26 protein-coding genes and 3 pseudogenes are annotated in these 24035 nt (G+C 34.2%); 4 read left to right on the forward strand and 25 right to left on the reverse strand.

Going from position 1 to position 24035, the window contains the following annotated elements; all coding sequences use genetic code 11:
- Positions 1–33: 33 nt before the first annotated feature.
- From M1F26_RS16045 to M1F26_RS16145, 22 genes and pseudogenes are all read right to left on the reverse strand, one after another.
- Positions 34–444: a WbuC family cupin fold metalloprotein gene (locus M1F26_RS16045; RefSeq protein ID WP_318837600.1), complete on the reverse strand. Its 411-nt coding sequence runs from the start codon at positions 442–444 to the stop codon at positions 34–36.
- Complete coding sequence (locus M1F26_RS16050; protein WP_318837675.1) at positions 441–1646, reverse strand: glycosyltransferase family 4 protein; 1206 nt, start codon at positions 1644–1646, stop codon at positions 441–443. The genes M1F26_RS16045 and M1F26_RS16050 overlap by 4 nt, the downstream gene beginning before the upstream one ends.
- Positions 1646–2776, reverse strand: coding sequence for a non-hydrolyzing UDP-N-acetylglucosamine 2-epimerase (gene wecB, locus M1F26_RS16055; protein ID WP_064497183.1), 1131 nt, complete (start codon positions 2774–2776; stop codon positions 1646–1648). The genes M1F26_RS16050 and wecB overlap by 1 nt, the downstream gene beginning before the upstream one ends.
- On the reverse strand, positions 2773–3645 hold the full coding sequence (locus M1F26_RS16060; RefSeq protein ID WP_064497182.1) for a dTDP-4-dehydrorhamnose reductase family protein: 873 nt from the start codon (positions 3643–3645) through the stop codon (positions 2773–2775). Before M1F26_RS16060 ends, wecB begins: the two co-directional genes overlap by 4 nt.
- A 2-nt stretch (positions 3646–3647) precedes the next feature.
- A complete protein-coding gene (locus M1F26_RS16065; protein ID WP_049245913.1) occupies positions 3648–4685 on the reverse strand; it encodes a nucleoside-diphosphate sugar epimerase/dehydratase in 1038 nt (345 codons plus the stop codon).
- A gap of 31 nt (positions 4686–4716) precedes the next feature.
- Positions 4717–5724 carry a stealth family protein gene (locus M1F26_RS16070; protein ID WP_263057254.1) on the reverse strand — a complete coding sequence of 336 codons (1008 nt, stop codon included), beginning with the start codon at positions 5722–5724 and terminating at the stop codon, positions 4717–4719.
- Positions 5725–6780, reverse strand: a complete 1056-nt coding sequence (locus tag M1F26_RS16075) for an EpsG family protein (RefSeq protein ID WP_318837601.1) — start codon at positions 6778–6780, stop codon at positions 5725–5727.
- Position 6781: 1 nt separating this feature from the next.
- Positions 6782–7879, reverse strand: a complete 1098-nt coding sequence (locus tag M1F26_RS16080; protein WP_318837602.1) for a glycosyltransferase — start codon at positions 7877–7879, stop codon at positions 6782–6784.
- On the reverse strand, positions 7866–8840 hold the full coding sequence (locus tag M1F26_RS16085; protein WP_318837603.1) for an NAD-dependent epimerase/dehydratase family protein: 975 nt from the start codon (positions 8838–8840) through the stop codon (positions 7866–7868). The genes M1F26_RS16080 and M1F26_RS16085 overlap by 14 nt, the downstream gene beginning before the upstream one ends.
- Entirely contained in the window at positions 8830–9522 is a 693-nt protein-coding gene (locus M1F26_RS16090) for a WbqC family protein (RefSeq protein ID WP_318837604.1), read from the reverse strand. Before M1F26_RS16090 ends, M1F26_RS16085 begins: the two co-directional genes overlap by 11 nt.
- The gene (locus M1F26_RS16095; RefSeq protein ID WP_413242925.1) at positions 9522–10634 is read right to left on the reverse strand and encodes a DegT/DnrJ/EryC1/StrS family aminotransferase; all 1113 of its coding nucleotides are present in this window, start codon (positions 10632–10634) and stop codon (positions 9522–9524) included. The genes M1F26_RS16090 and M1F26_RS16095 overlap by 1 nt, the downstream gene beginning before the upstream one ends.
- Positions 10627–12084 carry a lipopolysaccharide biosynthesis protein gene (locus M1F26_RS16100; protein ID WP_318837605.1) on the reverse strand — a complete coding sequence of 486 codons (1458 nt, stop codon included), beginning with the start codon at positions 12082–12084 and terminating at the stop codon, positions 10627–10629. The genes M1F26_RS16095 and M1F26_RS16100 overlap by 8 nt, the downstream gene beginning before the upstream one ends.
- A gap of 4 nt (positions 12085–12088) precedes the next feature.
- Positions 12089–12952, reverse strand: coding sequence for a glucose-1-phosphate thymidylyltransferase RfbA (rfbA, locus tag M1F26_RS16105; RefSeq protein ID WP_318837606.1), 864 nt, complete (start codon positions 12950–12952; stop codon positions 12089–12091).
- Positions 12953–12954: 2 nt separating this feature from the next.
- Entirely contained in the window at positions 12955–14013 is a 1059-nt protein-coding gene (rfbB, locus tag M1F26_RS16110) for a dTDP-glucose 4,6-dehydratase (RefSeq protein WP_318837607.1), read from the reverse strand.
- 369 nt (positions 14014–14382) lie between these two features.
- The gene (locus M1F26_RS16115) at positions 14383–14577 is read right to left on the reverse strand and encodes a hypothetical protein (protein WP_318837608.1); all 195 of its coding nucleotides are present in this window, start codon (positions 14575–14577) and stop codon (positions 14383–14385) included.
- 401 nt (positions 14578–14978) lie between these two features.
- A pseudogene (locus M1F26_RS16120) lies at positions 14979–15784 on the reverse strand (IS5 family transposase).
- Between the two features lie 209 nt (positions 15785–15993).
- The gene (locus M1F26_RS16125) at positions 15994–16872 is read right to left on the reverse strand and encodes a beta-1,6-N-acetylglucosaminyltransferase (protein ID WP_318837609.1); all 879 of its coding nucleotides are present in this window, start codon (positions 16870–16872) and stop codon (positions 15994–15996) included.
- Between the two features lie 24 nt (positions 16873–16896).
- Positions 16897–17034 (reverse strand): annotated as a pseudogene (locus M1F26_RS16130) (NAD-dependent epimerase/dehydratase family protein); the annotation flags it as partial.
- Positions 17035–17333: 299 nt separating this feature from the next.
- Positions 17334–17651 (reverse strand): transposase, encoded by a 318-nt coding sequence (locus M1F26_RS16135; protein ID WP_269616070.1) that lies wholly within the window; start codon positions 17649–17651, stop codon positions 17334–17336.
- 301 nt (positions 17652–17952) lie between these two features.
- Positions 17953–18378, reverse strand: a complete 426-nt coding sequence (locus M1F26_RS20025; RefSeq protein WP_350441561.1) for a putative zinc ribbon protein — start codon at positions 18376–18378, stop codon at positions 17953–17955.
- Between the two features lie 251 nt (positions 18379–18629).
- The gene (locus M1F26_RS16140; protein ID WP_181042516.1) at positions 18630–18869 is read right to left on the reverse strand and encodes a helix-turn-helix transcriptional regulator; all 240 of its coding nucleotides are present in this window, start codon (positions 18867–18869) and stop codon (positions 18630–18632) included.
- Between the two features lie 96 nt (positions 18870–18965).
- Positions 18966–19499, reverse strand: a complete 534-nt coding sequence (locus tag M1F26_RS16145; RefSeq protein ID WP_318837610.1) for a putative zinc ribbon protein — start codon at positions 19497–19499, stop codon at positions 18966–18968.
- Positions 19500–19623: 124 nt separating this feature from the next.
- On the opposite strand from M1F26_RS16145, the gene M1F26_RS16150 reads away from it, so the two are divergent.
- Complete coding sequence (locus M1F26_RS16150; RefSeq protein WP_143970430.1) at positions 19624–19992, forward strand: hypothetical protein; 369 nt, start codon at positions 19624–19626, stop codon at positions 19990–19992.
- A 147-nt stretch (positions 19993–20139) separates the two neighbouring features.
- Here M1F26_RS16150 and M1F26_RS16155 read toward each other — a convergent pair whose 3' ends face one another.
- The gene (locus tag M1F26_RS16155; protein ID WP_181468800.1) at positions 20140–20277 is read right to left on the reverse strand and encodes a hypothetical protein; all 138 of its coding nucleotides are present in this window, start codon (positions 20275–20277) and stop codon (positions 20140–20142) included.
- Between the two features lie 81 nt (positions 20278–20358).
- On the opposite strand from M1F26_RS16155, the pseudogene M1F26_RS20030 reads away from it, so the two are divergent.
- A pseudogene (locus tag M1F26_RS20030) lies at positions 20359–20502 on the forward strand (transcriptional regulator); the annotation flags it as partial.
- Between the two features lie 132 nt (positions 20503–20634).
- Here the strand turns inward: M1F26_RS20030 and M1F26_RS16160 are convergent.
- Positions 20635–20847 carry a helix-turn-helix transcriptional regulator gene (locus tag M1F26_RS16160; RefSeq protein WP_318837611.1) on the reverse strand — a complete coding sequence of 71 codons (213 nt, stop codon included), beginning with the start codon at positions 20845–20847 and terminating at the stop codon, positions 20635–20637.
- A 260-nt stretch (positions 20848–21107) separates the two neighbouring features.
- On the opposite strand from M1F26_RS16160, the gene M1F26_RS16165 reads away from it, so the two are divergent.
- Positions 21108–21512: a PIN domain-containing protein gene (locus tag M1F26_RS16165; protein WP_095530576.1), complete on the forward strand. Its 405-nt coding sequence runs from the start codon at positions 21108–21110 to the stop codon at positions 21510–21512.
- Positions 21513–21608: 96 nt separating this feature from the next.
- Here the strand turns inward: M1F26_RS16165 and M1F26_RS16170 are convergent, their stop codons facing one another.
- The gene (locus tag M1F26_RS16170) at positions 21609–22169 is read right to left on the reverse strand and encodes an inovirus-type Gp2 protein (RefSeq protein WP_225574621.1); all 561 of its coding nucleotides are present in this window, start codon (positions 22167–22169) and stop codon (positions 21609–21611) included.
- A 756-nt stretch (positions 22170–22925) separates the two neighbouring features.
- Here M1F26_RS16170 and M1F26_RS16175 point away from each other — a divergent pair.
- Positions 22926–23972, forward strand: a complete 1047-nt coding sequence (locus M1F26_RS16175; RefSeq protein WP_202054714.1) for a hypothetical protein — start codon at positions 22926–22928, stop codon at positions 23970–23972.
- The last annotated feature ends 63 nt before the right edge of the window (positions 23973–24035 follow it).

Raw genomic sequence — 24035 nt, forward strand, 5'->3', positions numbered from 1 at the left:
AATAAATTATACACTAGTTGATTTATCGTAAATTCATTTTTCTATTTTCACTAATACCTTAGATGAAGCTTCTATATAAGGGCCTTCTTTAATCTCTAACATCAAAGCCGCATCTGAAATACATTCAACACTATGGATATCATATGGAGAAAATTCTATGACTTTAGTTGGTTGATTATCTCCAACCAATATCTCAGAACAAACTATACCTTTTGAGTTGTAATGTAAAACCTTAAGTATTCCACTGATTACAACAAACATTTCCCATTGATGTCGAAGAGCATGATAATGGGGGCTAACATAACTACCTTTTGTTAACGCTATAAATAATCTTTGAACTTTTTCATCATAACTAGTATGTAAATTTAGATGAGCTCTTTTTATTTGAGAATTTTTAGCGTTTTCAATTAGAGAAGATAGATATTCATTATTATATATTTTCATTCTATATCTTTTAGCCGTTTAATAATAGAATCTCCTGCAGATTGAACAGAGAATTCACTCTCAAGTAGAGAAAAAGCGTTACGACCAACTTTAGCTCTTAACTTTGTATCTTGATAAAGTAATAATGCATTCTTTAATAATTGTTCATCATCACCATTTACGGTTATTAAGCCTGCATTATGACTATTTACAATTTCAAGTAAGTCATTACCAATATTGACACTACCTAGAATTGGAATTGATTGAACCATATAGCCTAATAATTTCCCTGGGAAGTTGTGGGCAGTATGCTTAGCTGATAAAGAGAAAAGACCGATATCAATATCCGCAAGAATATTTTTAAATTCAACCTGATTTACAGAAGGTAAGTAAGTAAAATTTTTTAGATGCCAATCTTTAGCTAATTGATTAATTAAACTTACTTCATCACCTTGCCCAACAAATAAAAAGTGAGCTTGTTCATAATCAGCCATAGATTTTACTAAGCGCATTAGATTTGCCATATCTTGAGCATGTCCGATGTTACCACCATAAAAGTATATTATTTTATCTTTTAGGTTAAATCTACTTCGGAGACTGGTTTGACATGAAGCCAATTTATAAGGTACCAATGCCGCCCAATTTCTTAGAATGACTGTGGAATAAATATTATTTGTTTTATTGTCAAAATTTTGTTTATTTTTTTCAGACATCAAACCAATAATATCAGCTTGTTCATATGAATATCGTTCAAAAAAACTAAAATATTTATCAATCATAGAGCCTTGCTTGATCATTCCTGCATCAATTACCCATTGTGGAAAAAGATCTCGTAATACAAGGTAGGCATTACATTTACAACGAGCCTTAATTTTAGATACTAGAGGCCCAAAAAAGATTGATGGGGAATAATAAATTATACCATCAAAAGTTTTTGGTTTTACTTTTGATGATATAGCTGACCATGCACGAAATGAAAGTAGAGTTTCATTGATTGCTCTCTTGATTTTATGAGTATCTTTTATGGGGCCGCTTGAAAAGTACCAAACATTAACAGAATCTATTTGACATTGAACTAGTTTTTCTTTTTGGTTTTCTACTGGTGTGATTACAGTAACTTGATGGCCTAATGAAATATAATAACAAGCGAGATCATGAAACATTTTTGCCCCAACTCGTGTACTATGGGGCAAGTAATCATCAATAATTAAGGCTAAGTGCATTAAATTTTTTTCCAAATTACTCTATTTACGTAATCAATATAACTTAATATAATACGGAGAACTTTATCAGAAACATTTGGAGCAATATAGTCTTGAACTTTATTAATTAGTCTATTATTTCCCTTTGGTTGTGTGTCTAATATTTCAATAGCCTGTAGAATACGTATAATATTCATTCCTGTGAACATTACAGCACCTTCCTCGAAGCCTTCTGGCCTCTCTTGAGCCTCGCGAATATTAACTGCTGGAAAGTTTAAAATTGATGATTCCTCTGTTATTGTTCCGCTATCACTCAATACAACTTTGGCTTCTTTCTGTAAGCAGACGTAATCACTAAAGCCAAGAGGTTTTATTAAATTTATTCTATTATCAAACTTAAGATTTAGAGCCTCAATTTTTTTGCGTGTCCTAGGATGAGTAGAAACGATAACAGGTAGATTATACTTATTTGCTATTATATTTAGGGCTTCTACGTAAGAATGAATGTTTTTTTCTGAATCAACATTTTCTTCTCTGTGAACACTAACAACAAAATAACTACCAGAGGTAAGAGATAATCGATCTAATATATCCGAATTTTGAATTTTATCATGATAAAATGTTAAAACTTCATCCATTGGACTACCAGTTTTAACAATAAAATCAGGGGATATACCTTCTCTTAATAAATAATTACGAGCGATGTCACTATAAGGCATATTGACATCAGAAATATGGTCAACAATTTTTCTGTTAATTTCTTCCGGTACTCGAAGGTCAAAGCAGCGGTTACCTGCTTCCATATGAAATATTGGTATCTTTTTACGTTTAGCTGAAATTGCAGCCAATGCGCTATTTGTATCTCCAAGAATCAGAACTGCTTCTGGTTCTATACTTTCAAATAACTTATCAGATTTACTAATAACCTGAGCCATTGTTTCAGCGGGACTGGCTCCAGCACACTCGAGGAAATAATTAGGGGAGCGAATTCCTAGGTCATCAAAAAAGATTTGATTGAGCTCATAATCATAGTTTTGACCAGTATGTACTAATATATGTTCACAGTGGTTATCTAATTTTGAAATAATACGAGATAAGCGAATGATTTCAGGTCTTGTTCCAACAATGGTTACAATTTTTATTTTTTTCATAATATGTATCTCTTGATATAATCGTTATGCATATATTCAACTAGTTCATGCCACTTAGGTGGTACAAAACCCGTTAGATTTCTAAAATTAGTTGAGTTTAGTGAACGATTTATACTAAAACTAGTATTATTGTTAATTGTGATTCTTTTTTTATAACTCTCAGCCACTAACGTAAGTAAAGAAAATTTATCTATAGGATCTACAGATAAATGGTACATACCTTTTAGTTTAGGGTTTGTAAAAATCAGCTCAGCGAGAATTTTGGCAATATAACAAGTAGGCAAGCCAGAAAAAATAGCTTTTGAAAAACCATCTACGCATTTTTCTTGGCTTAAAAACCAATCAATCAGACTAACAGATGTTGATAGTTCATGACCAATTATAGATGTCCGTAGTGTTATATGTCTTCCATAATTAACTTCTCCGAGGCATTTTGATTTTCCATATAAGTCTGTAGCTGTAGGCAAGTCATTTTCTTTATAATTACCTATCGTGCCATCAAACACACAATCTGTTGAAAAGTGAATTAGCTTCGAACCATTATTATCACATATATTAGCTAGTTGGTGCGGAAACAATGCATTAACTGTAATTGCAGATATATGTTGTTTAGAAATATCATGTTGTTTTATAAGCCCAATACAATTTAATACTATATCAGGCTTAAGATAATTGATTATTCTTTCTATACTAGAAGTATCATTAATATTAATGTTAGTGAATAACTTACTTATTCTATTCTTAAAAAATACTTCTTTTTTTTTAATTGAACGAACTGTACCAAAAACATCTAAGTGTTTATAGTCACTTAGATTAGAAAATAAACTATAGCCAAGCATTCCTGTTGCGCCAATTACAAGAACCTTCATAGCTAAACTCCTTCCGGAACAACAATATTTCCTGATTCTATTTCTTTTATAAAATCAAGTTTGCGTAGAAGCTGTTTCATTCCTTCTACATCTAGACGCTCTGTATTATGAGAATTATAATCTACAACAGAAGAAAGATCTTTTTGGCCTTCTTCAAAATATTTTGAATAATTTAGGTCTCGATTATCTGCTGGTACTCGGTAATAATTACCTTGATCTTGTGCTACAAACATTTCTTCTCTGCTGCATAATGCCTCATATTGTTTTTCACCATGACGAGTACCGATTATATTCACTGGGTGTTCCGGTTTACCCATGATATCTAATATAGATTTAACTAGGACTTCGATAGTAGCAGCTGGGGCTTTCTGTACAAAAATATCGCCATTTGAACCATTTTTAAATGCATGTAAAACTAGATCGACCGCATCATCTAACGTCATCATAAATCTTGTCATGTTGGGATCTGTAATTGTAATTGGAACTCCGTTTACTACTTGGCGGATAAATAATGGAATGACAGAACCTCTAGATGCCATAACATTTCCATATCGTGTACCACAAATAGTAGTTTTTGTATTTTCAAGATTACGGCTCTTAGCTACAATCACCTTTTCCATCATTGCTTTTGAAATTCCCATCGCATTGATAGGGTAAACAGCTTTATCTGTACTTAGGCAAACAACCCTTTCAACATTATGATTTATAGCAGATTCAAGTACATTTTCTGTCCCTAACACATTGGTTTTCACCGCCTCTAATGGGTAAAACTCACAAGATGGTACTTGTTTTAGAGCCGCAGCATGGTAAACATAGTCAACTCCGCGCATGGCATTAGATACACTCTGTAGGTCTCTTACATCACCAATATAAAATTTAAGTTTGTCTGATTGAAAGTATTTACGCATGTCATCTTGCTTTTTTTCATCACGAGAAAAAATACGTATTTCTTCTATATTTGTTTTTAAGAACCGATGCAATACTGCATTTCCAAATGAACCTGTACCACCAGTAATTAATAATGTTTTATTATCAAACATATAACCTCTTGTAACCTTAATTTATTTTTTATTAAATCTCAAAATTAGATTTAATAGGAAAGATGCTAGTTAGATTTTCGTTTAATATCTTTTTAAGAAAATTGAAATCATGGTTGGACATATTTTCATCTTCACATATACATAAAAAAGTATAACTTAAATAATTGTCAATGTTTTTTTGTAGTTTTTTTATGTTTTTTACGTATACAGATAGGTGATCTTTGTATTCTTTAGGGTAAAAATTATTGCTACTTAAATTTATAAAACGATATAAATATTGATTTATATCAGTGCTGCTTCTAAATTTAGAAAAAGAAGTTTCTTTAATTATCGTGTTTTTTTCTTTTTCACTAAAAGTTAGCCATGTGGATTTTAAGTGAGCTTGAGGATGATGATAGATATTGAACCACATAATGTCACTGAACAAGGAAAATAATAAATTGTTCAAATTCGTTTTTAAAGTGTAATTTTTATTGATTCGATTGCTAAATTTAATATTTTTAGTCTTTTTATTATCTATATAATTATATGCATTATTAATGAACTTACATGCATTTGCATTCTGTGGTTTAAAATACTCATAAAAAAAACCCTTTCTTTTATATGATAAAGAAATGTAATCTACAGGTTTGTCATGAATAAAAAAACGCTCTACAGATATAGGCTTTAATATAAGCGTGTCATCATTAAATAATATGAATTTTTCTGAAAGGTTTGGAATATTAGCGAAATTAGCTTCAATAGCAGATGAATTAAAAACAGGCAATGCGTCTTGGAAGTAAAAAATGTCTTTATGTGTGTGAAATTTTAATTTTTCATTTTTAATATTTAACCAAGAAGGAGTATGGCCACAAGTAATAAAGTGAACGTTTCTTATCCAGGGCATAAATTTCTCTATACCTCTGAATATGAATTTCAAAATATCTAAATCACGAAATCTATTAGGCGGTTTTTTTTTATACTTTGAATATTCAGATAGCCATTCTTTATCATCGCAATCAACCCAGTAAATAACAACATCAATATCATTACTTTTCATTTAAATGAGTCCATTAAAAAGGTAAGTTCGGTATAGTGAGATATAAAACTCAGAAATTAAAAATAATAGAATTACTAAACCACAGTAAGCGAATCTTTTTTTTAGAGTATTAATTATAACTAGAAAAAATAAGAATGATTGAAATATATATAATGCACTTACAATTCTGAAAAAAATTGGAGTTTCAGAAAATAAAAACCACATACAAGCAACTAGGTAACCAAAATTATAGATTTTAATTTTAGTAATGTCTGTTTCTCGGCTATAAAAATATATTGACAACATTAAAATTAACAATCTGATTAAGGTGGCTATACCAATCCCATCATTTGTATAGTTTTTCATATCTACAGATACTAAATAAAATTTATATGGTACCCAGTCAGGTAATAATTCATATGCTAATAGTGCGATGTTTTGTACGAAATTTAATTTTAAGAGAATAAAAGAAATAACCATCATAAAAAAAAACAAAAATGGTTTTTTTCTATCAAAATATTTAAGGATGAATGGTATGATTAAGAATAATATAAATGTAGGATGAAATAAAATAGCAAGAAAATTATAAAGTAAGAATTTTTTTATATTGTTATCTATTATTATTTTAAGAAGTGCATAAGCAAAAAATAAAGAACCAACAGATGCACGCAATATATTAAACATCGAAATATAAATCATAATAATAGTAAGGCTAATAAAAAATATCATTTCATTACGGCTGTATATTTTTTGCGTAATGTTAAATATTTTAATCAGCATAGTAACTTGGATAAGAGAAATTACTATAAAAAGATAATCGTGATTTAAGCCTGCCATATTCATTATATCTAGCAAGTATTTAAAACCGATACCGTTAGATATATCAAACTCGATGACTCCATCATACAAGGCTATATAAGAGTAATAATCAGTTCCTACCCCATCTTGAAAAGCTAAAGCTAAAAAAAGGCCTAAAAAAATAATAAATAATGATACTAACCGTATCTCCTTGCCTAGGATTCCTATCGGGATGAGTATAAACATAAGAACTAATGGATATATCGCTGGAAATATCATTTTAATTTTTCTTCATAAGTGAATGAAAGCAGAGATTTTTCATTTTTAAACAATGATGACTTTTAAATACTGGATAATTTTTTATAGACAGAATCATTTTTAATAACGGGAGTATATTTCTAAAATAGTAAATTATGATTTGTTTTTTATTGATTTTTGGGGCTAACTTCCATGATTTTAGAATAAAACGCTTAGCTTCAGAAAAATTATTTTTATAAATAAGAAGCAATGAGAGTGTGATATATTGTTGGGCAATAGCATAGTTTATGGTTTCGGAAGATACCCCATATTTGAGTAACTCATATAAACATTTCTCATACATGTTAGCTTCATTAAGTATCGCTACTTTATTTAAATTTTTTCGTTGATTACTCCAAGAATTAATGGCATTTATTCTATAAACACAACTTATACTAGGGATATAAATAGCTCCATTTGATATTGATGAGAATATTTGTAAAAAATAGTCTCCAACTGGAGCATCAAAATACCATTTAGGTAACTCGGTTAGTATTTTTTTATTGACCATAATAGAAGCTGTTGGCATAAACCCACCCCCCCCTTTTATTACATGGTTTAAATCAAAATATTTTTTATTTCTATCATCAAAATAAGATATTTTTGCAGTATTACCATGAGGATCTAAAGTTAAAGCCGAGGTAAAGCATATATCAATATTATTATTTTCTGTTAATGCTGAATACTGTAAATTTATTTTATTTTCATCGATCCAAAAATCATCACCTTCACATATAGTTACATAATTACCATCTAAATAAGGTACCGTTAAAGGAATAATTCTTGGGCATTTAGAATACTGATTTTCTTCCTGTAGTATTAATTTTATAATATTGGGAAACTTTTCTTTATATTCTAAAATTATTTCTCGTGTATTATCTGTTGATTTATCATCGTGAATGATCAATTCAAAACGATACTCTGTTTTTTGTGCCAATATTGAATCAAGTGCATCTCTTATATAATTCTCATGATTATAAGCAATACAAACACAACTAATATAAACTTTATCAGTATATTTCCAATATGATTTTATTTCATCTTCTGTTTTTGGGCAGATTAATTTATTAATTTTTTCCATAAAGTAATTCTTCTGATAAATTATTTTTAATATCTTCTAGCATTCTCTCAACATTATATTCTGGTAGATACGAGAAATCTGCTGTAGTTTTTGTCATATCGAAAGTAAAATTAGGTTGTGATGAATTGTTCTCTTTATAGATTATTTTAGTTTTTCCATCCTTAGAAAATACCTTGATCATAGCCCTCACAAGTTCTTCTAAAGATACAGGATTACCCGTTCCTGCATTATAAATGCCTTGTGCTTTAGGGTTATCTATAGCTAAAGAAATTAAGCGAGCAAAATCTTTTATGTAAGGCATATCTTTAGAATTATTTTTATCACCCCAAATTTCTATTTCATTATGATGAATTATATTTCTAATCATTTTTATGTAAGCTTTTGTTTTTAATTCACCATCAACATAGTAATCTACTTTTTCATCATAGCAATATACTGTCGGGATCCTAAAAATAATAGTTTGCAATCCATATTGTTGATGGTAATGCTCTATCATTTCACATGCAGTGACTTTAGATATAGCATAGACGGCATGATCTCCAGTATAATTAAGTGTAGCGGGTGCATCAGCTTGAATTGGAACTCCATTATAAAAATTGTTAAAGCGATCTGAAAAAGTCATTATATAAATTAGTTTTTTGATATTATTTTTACGACAAAATTCTAATACATTAGTCGTGCCATATATATTCACGTCGAAATATTTATTGGGATGATATCCTTGCATTGTTGCGGGCATTGCTCCAGCAATAAGAATAATACAGTCGTAGTCAGTATCAAGTTTATTGAAATCATTTTCTTGAGTTATATCTAATTGTATATATGTGATTTTTTCGGAATTTTTTTTATTATTTAAATATGTACCTGTTACTGAGTAGTTTGAATAAATTTCGTTACAAATTCCTTCGCCTAAGCTACCAGATGCTCCTATAATTAATATTTTTTTGTTTTTAGCTGACATGATATACTCCTAATAACTTAATAATCTGTTCTTTATCTATATTCATTAATAAATCGATAATTGATAAGTTACTTTCAAAATTATCACTATTAAATTGAGTGTAGGAAACATCACTCATTTCTATAAAGTTTAACTCTATATTTTTAGCTTTAAATTCATCCTTACTATATAAATGTTTACCACCAGAAGTATTTGTATACATCTGTGCGTTATATAATTTGCAAAAAGAATAAAGTTTATTTTTAGCATCTAATTCTCTGTCATAGTCAATATTTGAGGAAAATTCATATTCAAATGGCAAGTTTAAATAATCAAATACTTCTATAATTGAATTAGATGCTATTTTAGCAACGTTTCTGTTATTAGATGATAATATTTTTTCTATCATCGAGTAAACTTCATAAAAATTCGGAGCTTTGGAGTAGGCTTGTTGTATAGTCGTTAATACTTTTTTAATATTATTAGAAAATTCAAGTTCATTAATTTTCTTAAAGCTAGATGCATGGTTTATAGGGATTGTGAATAATTGTTTTCCATTTTTTGTTAAAATATTATTTCTATTTATGTAGCCACCTTTTATATAATTAACGTCATCATAAAAGATAAACATATCACTATGATATGCTAGTTGATAATAGCCAAGATATGGAAATAAATAGGGTTGCATCACTGCTAAAATCATTAGTCTATAACCACTTCAAGTTGTTTTAATATTAGATTTATATCTTCTGTAGTAATTGAATGATGTATTGGCAGACAGATTACATTATCTGATACAGCTTTAGATATACTCAAGTCATGTTTTATAATATGTGGGTTTTCTTTATAAAAATCAAAATCTGTAATTAAAGGATAAAAGTACCTTCGAGATAAAATATTATTTTCTCTCAACTTGAAGTAAAGTTGATCTCTGCTCATTCCAAATTCATTTTCATTAATAAATATTGGGAAATAGGAGTCATTAAAATTAACACCCTCAACATGTGATAAGTAAGTTAATCCTTTGATAGCGCTAATTTTTTCTCGATATAAATTAGCAATATTATTTCTTATATTAATAGCATTATCAATATGTTTTAGTGTCGCTAAACCAAATGCGGCCTGAACTTCATTCATTTTTGCATTTGAACCTAGCATTGATATTTCTGTTTCTGATTCATAACCAAAGTTTTTTAATCTATCTAATTTTTCTTTCATTTCTTTGGTATGACAAATAATAGCACCACCTTCAATTGTTGAGTAAGCTTTAGTTGCGTGGAAACTCAAGATTGATAGGTCGCCCCAGTTAAGGATAGATAGGCCATTTTTAGTTACGCCAAATGCATGTGCTGCATCATAGATTACTTTTAGTCCATGCTTATCAGCAATTTCTTGAATAGCATCATGATCACAAGGGTTACCATAGACGTGAACCGGTAATATTGCTGACGTATTTTCAGTAATTGCTTCTTCTATTTTTTTAGGATCGATATTAAAAGTATTTGGGTCGATATCAACAAAAACTGGTTTTAAGTTGTTAAGTAGAATTGCATGGCTAGTTGCCACAAAACTATAAGGTGTTGTAATAACCTCACCTTTTAGTTCTAAAGATTGTAATGCGGTGATTAAAGCTAATGTGCCATTTGAAAATAGTGAGATATAATCAACTTTGAGATAATTACATAGTTCTTTTTCGAGTAGTTGATGATAGTACCCATTATTGGTTAGCCATTTTCTTGACCAGATATCTTCTAAATATGGAGTTAACTCTTCTAATGGTGGTAATAACGGAGACGTTACAGTGATATTATTCATGATTTTTTATTAATTTCTTTGGCAAAATATTTAAGATAAGGTATTGGTATAAATCTTTTTGCAATAAACGTATGCTGATGATATATATGGCTATAGCAATAGTAATTGTCATTATAATAGAAAGCCATGTTGACAGTGTCACTAAATGGGTTATAAGCCAAGCAATTGAGCATGCTGCAATTGCTATTAGCCATATAGGTAACAAAGCTTTTAATTGTATTATCCCTGATAAATTCCCAATCTTACCGTTATAGTATGTATTGATAAATAAAGCTATATAGGATTGAATGACAATTCCGATACAAATAGCATTAATGCCATAAGGGATGGTAATTATTAGAATAATCGTAATGATCACTTTTTTGATAACTTCTAACTTTAGAAAAAGATCTGACCTACCTTTCACTTGTAGATAATTTAGATTTATTGCATGAATAGGGTAAAGCAGAAATCCCATTGCTAATATACTAGCGAGTAGAGCAGCCGGTTTCCATTCGATACCTAATAATTCAGGAATCAGGGGGTCAGCTATTGTCCCTAGTCCAAATAATATCGGAAAGATAACTACAGCGGACAATCGTAATGTTAGTAAGTACGCAGCATTCAATCGGTTTTCATCATTTTGAATACTACTTAACATTGGGTAAGTGACTCTTTGTATAATAGCAGTCATGGTTGTAGCTGGAGTTTTTATCAGTTGATTAGCTTGGGTAAAATATCCGACATCTAATACATTAAATTTTTTACCAATGACTATCTGATAAATATTTTGATAAATACTGTCAATAAGAGCAGATAGCATTAGTTTTGAACCAAAACCAAAGAGGTGCCCGAAGGATTCTAGGCTAAAATTTAATCTTGGTAACCATCGATGGAATATATTCAGAAAAATAACATTGAAAGCTGCGTATACCAACGTTTGTGCTACTAGTGACCAAACACCGAAGTTATAATATGCTAAATAAAACGCTACTAGACTGCTTATAGTAACTGCTATCAACGAGGCCTTCGCTTGAGTTTTAAAATCCATCTTTATGGATAATTTTGTTCGTTGGATAATACCAAAGGAATTAATTATCACTACTAGTGCTAATATACGGGTTAAAGAGGTTAATTCAGGTTGATTATAGAAACTGGCAATATAAGGAGCACAAAAGTACAGAAGGGTATAGCAGACTAAAGCAATTCCAATATTAAAGTAGAATGCAGTTGAATAATCGAGTTCTGAGCGGTCAAGCTTTCTAATTAATGCAGAACTCAATCCACTATCTACAAATACTTGGCTAACGGCAATAAAAACAGCCAACATACCTATAAGCCCGAAGGCGTGAGGGCCAAGTATGCGAGCGAGAACTAACATGACTATTAATTGAACGAGTTGAGTCGCTAACCGTTCAATCGCACTCCACTTAAGACTCGAAGTGATTTTTTGTTTTAAATTATGGCTCATACTATTATTTCAATAATGATAGTAAATATTCGCCATAGCTATTCTTAGCCATTAATTCTGCTCTAGTGAACAAATCTTCTCGTGTTAGCCATTTATTGTTATATGCAATTTCTTCTAAGCAAGCGACTTTATAACCTTGCCTTTTCTCTATAGTTTCTACGAACTGGGCTGCTTCAAGTAAGCTTTCATAGGTTCCAGTATCTAACCAAGCAAAACCACGACCAAGCATTTCAACATTTAATTCATTTTGTTTTAAATACATTTCATTTAGCGTTGTGATTTCAAGTTCTCCACGATGAGATGGTTGAACTTGTTTCGCTAGTTCAACAACTTGATTATCATAAAAATATAAGCCAGTTACCGCAAAGGTCGATTTTGGTTTTTTAGGTTTTTCTTCAATAGATATAACCTTTTTATTATTGTCAAACTCTACGACACCAAATCTTTCAGGATCTTTTACTTGATAACCAAAAACAGTCGCACCTTTTTGACGTGTTGCGGCTTCTTTTAGTTTTGGGGTAAATGATTGCCCGTAAAAAATATTATCCCCCAGAACCAAACACACACTATCCGAGCCAATAAACTCTTCGCCGATAATAAAAGCTTGTGCTAATCCTTCAGGTTTTGGTTGGATCGCATATTGTAGTGAGATACCAAACTGAGAACCGTCACCTAATAAACGTTCGAAGCTGCTTTGATCTTCAGGGGTTGTAATAATAAGTATTTCGCGGATCCCCGCTAACATAAGTACTGAAAGCGGATAATAAATCATTGGTTTATCATAGATAGGAAGTAATTGCTTAGAAACTCCCATCGTGATTGGATATAATCTTGTACCAGAACCCCCCGCTAAAATAATGCCTTTCACTTTTAAGCCCCTAGTCTTTCTCTATTATATTTATTATTTTGAACTGACTCACACCATTTTGAGTTCTTTAAATACCATTCAACCGTTTTACGTAGACCCGTTTCAAATGTTTCGTCCGGTACCCAGTTCAGTTCATTTTTAATTTTTGTAGCATCAATGGCATAACGTAAGTCGTGGCCTGGCCTATCAGTCACATAAGTAATCAGGTCACTATAATTCTCAATATTATTCGGTTTGTTTGGTACGAGTTCTTCAAGGATGCTACAAATTGTTTTTACCACATCAATGTTGGCTTTTTCATTATGACCGCCAATATTATAGGTTTCACCAATCTTACCTTCAGTAACGACTTTATAGAGTGCTCGTGCATGGTCTTCTACATATAACCAATCTCTGATCTGTTGTCCGTTACCGTAAACAGGCAGAGCTTTTCCTTCTAATGCATTTAAGATGATTAAAGGGATCAGTTTTTCAGGGTAGTGGAATGGACCATAGTTATTAGAGCAGTTTGTTACGATGGTTGGTAAACCATAGGTACGTTGCCACGCTCTGACTAAATGATCACTAGACGCTTTTGACGCAGAGTAAGGACTACTTGGCGCATATGGTGTTGTTTCAGTGAAAAGATCTCTTGTTGATTCAAGGTCGCCATAGACTTCATCAGTGGATATATGGTGAAAGCGGAAGGCGGCTTTTTTATCTGTTGGGAGTTGATTCCAATATTGGCGCGCTGCTTCTAATAATGAGTAAGTACCAATGATATTGGTTTGGATAAACTCACTAGGGCTATCAATAGAACGGTCAACATGTGATTCGGCTGCTAAGTGCATTATGGCATCGGGTTGATATTGCTTAAATATATCCGTAATTAATTTTGCATCACAAATATCTGCTTGAATAAATGTATAGCGATTATTTTCACAAACAGAGTTAAGCGACTCTATATTTCCTGCATAAGTTAGTTTGTCGACATTAATAATAGCGTCATTGGTATTATTAATAATATGACGAACAACCGCAGAACCAATAAAGCCTGCACCACCAGTAACTAATATTTTCATCTTGGAATAATAAGTCGTATTTTGATTGTAAAAAACAGAGTGCTAAAAGTAGTTATTTCATGATTCTGGCACGCTACCGCCCCGGGCTTACAGCTACCTGTTCACTGATAATTCTTAATTTACTCAACTAATTTTGGCTTATTATACCCAAATAAGCTCGAGTGAGATAGTTGTTAACTAAACTATCTATAAATAAGATATAGTTACAGATAAATCTTACTGTGATCCCTTCTCCCCACTTTAGTTCCGCACCCTTTTGATATTTCATTATTTTCAGCTAACAACTGATATAGATTGGCCTCTTAGATCTCCATAAAGTTGATATAACTTAAATTAGTGATAAGTGAAATGGCATAGTTAATTTGGCAATCATGCCAGTAATTGGTGAACTTGCAAGCAACCTGACGATAAAAGTGCTTCATCCAGTTCAACTTTCCCCCAGGCAAAAAGAGAAGATAAACCTGATGCACCTTGGTTTGTGAAAGCTTCCAACTGAACTTGTTGTTGAAATTGTTGCGGGGAAAACAATTCACCTTCATTCCATAATAGCCAGTAAATTTTCATTCAATGATTCTTTTATTTAAGCAAAAGCAATTGACACTGTGACTCTTTTTTCTTAAAAATCAAATAAGTAAGGTGAAGAATTCTAATTTAGAAAGTAAAGAATTATTGATATTTTGATATGCTACCGCCCTTAGCCGTAAACCAAGGCTCATAAGGTAAAACAGTAAATTATTCCAAAGCAAATCCGTCCTCAGAGACCATTAAAGACAACGAAAAACTCGCTTTCACACCAAACAATACAAGCAACTTATCTTAAATAAATAGTTTGAATTATAGGTAGAGTTAAGTAATCCAGCAATATTTTTTATCTATTTATTTTAAATAGATATGAATACTCATATATAGAGTTATACGTACCATGTTAACAACAGATAAAAGGTGGGTATTATGCAACTTAGAACCTATCCCAATAGGTTTTTATACCAGACAATGACACCACAGGCAAAATGCAGCATTGCTTCATAATTCTCGACCTTCTTCTACCAACGAGTCAGGACACGACGGTAGCGATTCATCCAACTGTGTGTTCTCTCTACAACCCAGCGGTGAGCCTTAAAATCCGTGTTTTTAATGGCTTCTGACTCATCCTTCCGTGACTGGATATGAGGTTCATAGCGACGACTTTTCAGACACGCTCCCAACCATTCCGCTTCATACCCTTTGTCCATGCACAACCGGAGCCTCTTGCATGGTCTGCCCGTCTGGAGGGCATCGAGCGTATCCGCAACCAGCTTTATGTCGTGCGTATTTGCTCCGGCTACAACCAGTTCAAGCGGAAGCCCGTTCCCGTCAGTCATCAGACTGCGCTTTACGCCCCGTTTCCCCCGGTCTGTTGGGTTCCGGCCTGTTTTTTTAAGCCTGCCAGCGGTGATTTGGTCATACAACCATCCATCGACAGCCACGACCAGTCAATAGCGTCCAACTGTTCACAAGCAAGCAACCCGTTTTGCCAGAAGCGTTCAAATACGCCAGCATCCCGCCACTCCTGAAATCGGCGATGAGCCGAGCTTGACGAGCATATACCGGTGGCATTTAGCGCATTCCACTGGCAACCCGTCTTGAGTACGAAGAAAATGGCGTTCATTGCAGCGCGATTATCAACCCGCTTGCGGTGCGTACCCAGAGGATGGTGAGTTTTATGCTCCGGGATGAGAGGAGCCATTTTCTCCCAGAGTTCATCACTGATTTGCCACTTGTTGCCTGCCATACGTTGCCCTCAGAAATTATCGTAATTCATTATATTATACGATAATTCCTTTTGGGATAGGCTCTTAGGCGGATTACATGTCAGTGGATTCATTACCCTCGACAACAGCATAACTTAGAACCTATCCCAATAGGTTTTTAGAATATTAAGAAGTTTATCTCAATACCCTAATTTATTAGGGTATTTTTTACATGCTCAAATTTAGTTATTTAATGAGATATCAATGATCTTATATCTGAATCTGTGAGAGTATGGCTCATTTTTCTTGCAAAAAGAGCGTCGCTACCTTTTATTTTTTCGAAATCTGTTTTATCTAAAAATCGTGGAAAATCAGGCCCTGTTTTCCAATCTACATACCTTAATGAATTGTATGTCCCATTAAGGTATATGTTTTCTTTCAAATTTGAGTTAAACAAAATAGTGTGAAAGAATACCTCGTCAGCACAAAAACTTTTTTTATATACTTTAATATAATTAGGGTTGTTTTTTATATAATTAAGAATATATTCAATCGCTTTTTTTGTTAATGTAAACCAATTACTACCTTTATATAATTTAGGAACCCCATCCATATTTTGCCTTAAAATACCAATCGAGTGGGCTTTGTCACATATTTTCACTAAAACTTTATCAATAATACTTCTATTATTTCCTTTTTTAAAATAAAACCATGGATGGATATATTTAACTCTATGTTCAAATTTATTTTTTGTGTCTTGCCCTAAGAATTCATATCCATCATGTTTATTTAAAAAACATTCAATTTTCTGCACACTTCTTACACATGCATCATCACCAGATAGCAAAGAAAAGTAAGAATAATCATAATTTTCAGCTAACTTAATTAATTCCAATGTTGCTTCAATTTGGCTAACCCCCCCCCACCGCACATCAATTCTATTTGTAACAAATATGATTCTATCCATTCCTCTATATATAGAAAAATCGGTTATATCTGCTTTTTTATCAACATGAACGATAATTATGCTATTTTCACTTTTTAGTAATTCACTGACTAAACAATCGAAAGAATCATTACGTCTATGGCAAACAATTCCATAGATAAAAGACTTATTTTCATTACTCATACGTTAATATCCTATAAGTTGGATTATATTATTAAGCGACTCTAAATTTCCTGCATAAGTTAGTTTGTCGACATTAATAATAACGTCATTGGTATTATTAATAATATGACGAACAACCGCAGAACCAATAAAGCCTGCACCACCAGTAACTAATATTTTCATCTTGGAGTAACAGATCGTATTTTGATTGTTAAAATGAGAACTCTAAAAGTGGTTATCTCATGATTTTGGCACGCTACCGTCCCGGGCTTACAGCTACCTGTTCACTGATAATTTTTAATTTACTCAACTAATTTTGGCTATTATACCTAAATAAGCTCGAGTAAGATAGTTGTTAACTAAGAGCCTATCTCAATAGGGATTAATTACCGCATAGAAAATATATTATCGATATAACCAAAACCTTATACAGCCTGACTTTTAAGCATTGATATAGCTGGGTAAGTTCATGAATTTAGCTCCTATTGAGATAGGCTCTTAATCGTTTTAAACGCTACTTGGTTTCCTTTAGCTAGAGGGCCAGGCTTTTTTAAGATCTCTTTCTCCATCCTAAGTTCTTTATTTTCCTTTCGAAGTCTTAATAGCTCAGCTCTCTCATCGGAATTCAAGCTGCTACCAGATTGCTCAGCGTCGAATTTTGCTTTCCAGTTATAAAGTAATTTATCGGTGATCCCTAATGAAGCTGCCACTTTTGGGACGCTATAACCTTGTTCGGTGACTAATGCGACCGCTTCTTGCTTAAACTCAGTAGTATAAAACCTGTTTGTTCGTTTTTTCATTTAACACCTCAATAATTGGATTATATTCCATTATTAAAGTGTCCTGTTTGATTTAAGCAGATCAGTCTGTTCTGCGCAACTAAATCAGGACACTTTTCTTAAGGAATTTTCATACATCATTGGCGATAAATAATTATTGGCCGTGTGTGGTAGCGTAACAGCCGTTCCTCGATATGAAAATTCTGCCTTAACTCCTCTTCTTCGGTGAGCTTATCAGGATAGGTTTAATTTTGGTGGCAGTACCGTGGTCACATTTAGCGAAAGCGTGATTGATTAACCTAACACCATGAGCATTAAAAGGTCATAATGGAAACGATTTTTCTGTTTTAGGCTGATGTTCCTCTGTTACATTCTGGGCAGGAATACACCAAATCCCCTCATGGCACTTCGGGCAACATTTTTGATTGTTTGTAAAATACTCACGACACTGCACACAAAACCAATTCGTGACCTTTAATATTGGTGAAACTGATCGAACCTGTGTGCTCAGTCGTGCCTTGTCTTCTAAGCTCTTGATCTTACTGATGACCCGCGGACAGTGCTCTGCGCTCTGAGGATCAAAATGGGTAAACCATGACTCCGTTGGCGTCTTGTGCAGTGTGACGGGCTCACCGCAGTGAGCACAGTAATAGTTTTCTCGTGAATAACTCGGTTCTTGGGTGGCTCCCGCGAAACGATTGTTCTGCGTTAAGGCTAGCGACATTTTGACTTCATGTAATTTAAGCATGGGTGTGCTCCTTCTGTAAAATTTAAACTAAACGTTCTGAGTACCCAACATTCATGATCCACACTCGGCAACCCACCTTGAAACTTAGAAGACCACTGAGCTGTGCCTGCATGCGTATCGAGCCAGGTTCGTATGTTTAGGGCGTCGCTTTGCCTAGAGCGCATTCAATCGCACCAGGTGTGGTTAAAATTGAGTTGGTGGGTAATGGGTGGGTATGCTATGGAAAATGCACGGCGACTCGCGCTAGTGCCTTAGGATCCAAGGGCGGAATTGCCCTCTCTCGATTCATCAATGCGTGCTTGTAGCCACTGTTCTACTTCACTTTTCAACCATCTTGAGCTGCGTCCCAGTTTAATCGGTTTGGGAAACTCACCGTCCTGTATGAGCTTGTAGAACCATTTATCCGTAAGCCCGGTAAACTGAGTGATAAATTTCATATCAACGAACTGGTCATTCAGCAGGCTGGTGGTTGGGGGTGTTTGAATCGTCATTGTCTTGTCTCCTAAGAGTGAAAAGGAGAAGGCGACTGAGGTGGGGAATGCGTGGTGTCAGTCGTCCTTCAGACAATAACGGACTGCTGTATTTTTTTATTGCGCCTCATCGATAACATTCGGTTCAGTGAGGTTCGTCAACCGCAGCAATGGGGTGCGTACCAACGATTCAATACCCTGATTATTCAGCGCGTAATGAAAATAGCTGTGGTCTTCGGTGACCTGAGAAGCAGGTATGCTGTAAATCCCCTCTCTGCATTTCGGACAGCACTTTCTGACTGGTCGCTGCTGGCTGGTGTAAAACCGTCGACACCAGACGCAATACCATTCCGTGATGGGCTTTATGGGATGAAGCTCGGAGAACTGTTCAGCTTGTTGAGATTGTCGCGTCAGATAACTGATAGCCGCGTTTACCTCAGGACAATCGAGGTATTTCTTATCAACGGGGTGTGCAAAGAAAAAATGCCGTTTACGGCGGTCCAGATACACCGGTAAGTGACAGTGTGGACAGTAAAAGGGAATGGGTAGTGCCGGTTGCCAGCGCTCCTGCTCTTTAAAGGCATTTGTCAGGCGGCCATCAGGTAATTCAGCGATACCGAGCTCCAGTTCATTCAGATTGTAAATGTTCATTGTTTATCTCCGGTGTGTTGTGGTGTATTCACCGGATTGATGGAAGCTGTAATATTTTATGCAGAGAAAAAGGCTTTGCTATACTTAAAGCCATTATGCGCTGATAAAGGCTGTCGGAGATGGAATGAAAAAGATTTTAGCATTGGTGTTGTTGACGTTATCTGCGACTGCCACAGCAGATACCTTTGAATGTGATGCAGTATCTCAGCTTAATCGCCCTGCACCTTATGGTCCTCGTTCAGTGCTGCCTGTGACCTTTGAGTTCAGCAAATACGGTGCGTTTGAGCAGGACAGTAATAATGGGTCTGAAACCCGTTATGGCGAAGCGGAATATGACGGTATCGGGTATTACCATACGTCGGAGGATGGACGGGTTAATCTGCGTCAGGAAGTCGATCCCAGTAACAACAGTCCAATTGTCATTGCCTATGTTGTCGGCACCGACCACGCTACGGTCTACAGCAACTGCAAAGTGACGGCTGAAGAGGAGTAATGGGTGTGAATAACGCGCTCAGCGCCATTCTGAGCGTTTTATTCGGGCAGGGGATAAACTTGCACGGTGTCGCCACAATAAACGGCTATAAGGGCCATAGAGATCGTCATACAGCCCCTTGCTGCTACAGCATTCCCTATGGCTGACTTAACGATGACGGGAACGAGGACGACCTATCGGCTTATCATTCACATCAGGTAGACGGGAGATATGGTAAATCGGGTCAAAGGGTTTCTGCTCGGCTTTGGCTAAATAGTTCACCTGCCTTACGACCAGCATAATCATCAAAGTGTACCGGACGGCGTATAGCGTATCGATAATCGCGGCCTGTAATTTATTTTCATGTCAGGCTGTTCGTCTACTTGTTGGGGTAATGACCCGCATATTCCTTGGTCAAGTATTTCCCGTGAGTCCTATGCACTGTTCACATCAGCATCAAAGTCTTTTAATATTCCCGCACTGACTGGCGCCTATGGCATCATTAATGATAGCAGATCTCGTTATGCTTTTCATGGTTGCTGTACAAAAAACCATCAATCGGCACCTTCCTTAGTACCCTAAAGATCGTCTTCTTTTGACGTTCATATAATATTTCACTAGTGAGTTGTAAAAAATCGCTGTAACTGACTAAATTAATAATACTTAACCTCTAGAAGCGGTGATACGTTCATTCAGCCACTGTTCGACTTCACTCTTTAACCAACGAGAACTACGTCCTAACTTTATTGGTTTGGGGAATTCACCGTCTTGAATGTGTTTATAAAACCACTTATCCGTTAATCCTGTCAGATGAGTGATAAATTTCATATCAACAAACTGGTCATTCAGTAAGGGGTAATTGGTTGTATTGGTCATCGTTTGTTTCTCCTAAATGTGAAAAGGAGAAGGATCCGAAAGGGTTAATGAAATGCGGTGTGAATCCTTCAAACAATAACGCGGAGCTGTATTTTTTTATTCGTCGTCCTCACTCAACTCAGGTTCAATCGCTGGAGTTAATCGTAAAGAGCTTTTAGGCTCTATCGGTATAACACCATGATTATCTTGAGTGTAATTTGGAATGTGTTATAGTCATCAGTCACATCAGAAGCATCAGTGCTAAAGAAGATGAGAAGATAATGGTTGAGCAGAGTTTAACGAAAAAGTCATATATCTTGGTCGATTATGAGAATGTTCAGCCAGTTTTGAGTCAACATATCGAGTCAGATAAAACCCACTTCATTATCTTCGTAGGAAGCCACCAGAGTCGTATTAGCTATGAATTGGCTGCGTCTTTGCAGCCATTAGGGAAGAAAGTTCAGTACATCAAAATGAATCAAGGAGGTCGTAACAGCCTCGATTTTCATATCGCTTATTTTATTGGAAAGCTATCGACTGAAGATAAACAAGCCAATTTTGTGATTATCTCTAATGACAAAGGCTTCGACCCTTTGGTTGAATATCTCAATCGACAAGATGTGATGATCCAACGCCTCCCCTCAGAATCAACCGCTTCAACTAGCACCAGCAATGAACTAACATAAACACGCTCAGATCCATTCTGAGCGATTTAATCAGCTAAGTGCTATGATGGGATGACTACGGTATAAAAAACGCTCTGGTGAAGCGAATAGACGTATTTAAGACGAAGAGGACTTACGAGGACGACCGATTCGCTTTTCCGTAGGCGGAGTCGAGAGATGGTAGATAGGTTTAACGCCTTTTTGTTCGTATTTAGCCAAGTAATTGACGACATACCGCATCGCTCTTTTACCCCGTTTATCATCAAAGTGGATAGGTTTACTGATATCCGCACGATATTGTTTATTGTCGGTACAATGATAAAGATAACCTTCGCCTTCCGTAATGGTTTCCCAGAGCATATCCATTCGCTGATTAAAGTCCCATTTCTTACGATGCCGCTGACCATCCACATAGATGACAGCATGAGCATGTAAGCCCCTATCAGGAGCTTCTTCCAATACCCAGGCATAACCTATTACTCCGGGATATTTTGAGAGACGTAACATCAGGATACTCATATCCCGACTGAATTGATGTTCATCTTCGTAAATGTATCGCTCACTGTCTTCACGCCAATGGAAGTCCGTTCTTATCATCAATATCTTCGAGTAGTGTTCAAAGAGTTTGGTTTGTTGTTGATAGAGTAAATTTTGTAATTGAGGGATAGCAAAGCTCATGGTAATAACTCCGTTAAGTAGAAATTAACTCAACGGATAACAGGAGACTGTAAATTATTTTCTAACGTACAAAAGAAAATGGTCGTTTTTATTTTAGGTAATGGATAACCACGCCACTCGGATATTTTCTATTTAACCCAGAGGGGTGGAGGGTTAATGTTGTTTTTAGTCGGCGTGGTTTATTGATTAATGATGTAATGATGAATCATAGAGATTAAGGTTAGGTAAGAGTGATATGAGAATGGATATCTTGATAATGGATATCTTGATAATGGATATCTTGATAATAACATTAATAACCTAAAGGTTTCGTTTTATGTATTCTCGAGATCATAGTGAGAGTTAACTAGGCATTGTTAGATTAACATATCTCATTCATGTTATCTGCTAATAATAGAGACAAAATTATCTTTTTAAGGTAGTATCAACATTGTTCATTTTTTGCCGTGGATATGATGAGTGATAATAAAGGCTAATCACTAATGTAGATACTATCCAATTATTGATCTGTCATTCTAGTTCATATTAATCATAACCCTCTATACTTTTTTATGCTAATACCGATTAAGAGGTTCATAAGGGGAGGATCAAATACTAGATAATGCTAGAAAAAGAGTGACTATCTTTTATTATCTTCATATTCACTTTTTATCTACTTTATATCTGTTTCTGACGTTATTTATACATCGATCACACTAAAAATGCCTCAAAACTGTCAATATAGATACAATAATGGTACATAGTAGAGGTTGTTTTATGAGCAGATCAGATGATATTGTTAAAGAAGGGTTAGATAAGCTAAAAACAAATGATAATCGTTTAGCTAATTTTTATGTCAATTATCTATCCAATATCGATTGGTTTAATGATCGTCACCGTCATGGTGATATATATCAATTCCATTCAAATAATGATGACTATAAGTCTATTAACAGTAATCTTAGAAATATCCTTTATAAATTAGAACCTCACTTAGAGGATTTAGAAGATGCTATTAGTTTTGGGAGTTTAAATATCCTTCCTATAGAAGGGTTTTCTTGGATAAAAGATGATGAATATGCGTGTGCATATTGCTGGGGAGTGATTACAACAAGAGAAAGTGATATATTTAGAGATGCACCATTTGATACTTTCTATTTGGATGAGCACTGGACAGAAAATACATCTTGGTTTGACTTTTTAAGTTTAAGTAAGCAAGCAATGAGTCACGAAGAACGATACAAGGTTATTTTAAACTTATTTGATGGTGTTTTTTTTAAACAGGGTGGCGAAAAACAAAAAACTTTGGATTTATTAAAAGAGCTATGGCTTAAAGCAAGTAATGATTTTAACTCATTCTCATTTATAAAAAATATGGATGAGCCATCTATCAACTGGTTATTAGATTATTTTAACAAATATAAAAATGAACGTAACATAGAGGGTATCTTAGGGCTAGCGCCTAGAAGAATGAATCGACGGAATCGATCTGACTTATTAGAGTATTTATCACTTTATCCACAAAACTCCTCATCGGAGAAATTAATTGCTGTTACATCTGCTCTCCGACTATGGGATGCAGGTGATCAAGTATATGAAAGAAAACATTTTATCACAAAATTAAAAAACTCATATAAACAATGGCATACTCGTAAAAATCTAGATGGAAGAGTCGCAATAAATAGCGTCATTGGGAACAGTGAAAAAGAGCGATTAAAAGAAATGGCAAAGCATTACCGTATGAATCAAAACAATTTTTTAGAAGCTCTTATCAATAAACAATACAAAAAATATCAGGAAAACCCAGATGATTTACAAATTTAATCTGTAATTTTTCTCAGGTATATATTACTTCAATGAAACCTAAGCCTTAATGGCGATTAATGA

The organism is Providencia sp. PROV048 (genome assembly GCF_033688165.1).
Classification (GTDB): domain Bacteria; phylum Pseudomonadota; class Gammaproteobacteria; order Enterobacterales; family Enterobacteriaceae; genus Providencia; species Providencia hangzhouensis.